Here is a 566-nt window from a genome sequence, read left to right as displayed (position 1 = left end):
AGCCTGCTGAAGGGCGAGGTCACCCCGGCCAAGGCCGAGCTGTTCCGGGCCCAGATGCTGACCGAGATGGCCCGCATGAGCCTGGACGACGGGCTGGTCATGCAGATCCACCCCGGCTCGCACCGCAACCACAATGTCGGSCTGCTGGMSASCCACGGCCGCGACAAGGGCGCCGACATCCCSATRCGCACCGAGTACGTGGATGCGCTCAAGCCSCTGCTGACCAAGTTCGGCAATGACCCGCGCCTGTCGATCATCCTGTTCACCCTGGACGAGACCGTCTACAGCCGCGAGCTGGCYCCGCTGGCCGGCCACTATCCGGTGCTGAAGCTGGGTCCGTCCTGGTGGTTCCACGACAGCCCCGAGGGCATGATGCGGTTCCGCGAGCAGGTCACCGAGACCGCCGGCTTCTACAACACCGTCGGCTTCAACGACGACACCCGCGCCTTCCTGTCGATCCCGGCCCGCCACGACGTGGCCCGCCGCGTCGACAGCGCCTTCCTGGCCCGCATGGTCGCCGAGCACCGCATGGACGAGGTCGAGGCCGCCGAACTGATCGTCGACCT

At 67.9% G+C, this 566-nt stretch carries 1 protein-coding gene; it reads left to right on the top strand.

Annotation, left to right across the window (positions count from 1 at the left end):
- On the top strand, positions 1 to 566 hold a 566-nt coding region (locus AC1DMQ_RS25790; protein WP_477036376.1), incomplete at both ends, for a glucuronate isomerase.

It is taken from the genome of Caulobacter sp. 05L422 (assembly GCF_056397765.1).
The sequence above is the reverse complement of the archived record's forward strand: the minus strand, read 5'-3'. Positions and strand labels throughout refer to the sequence as shown.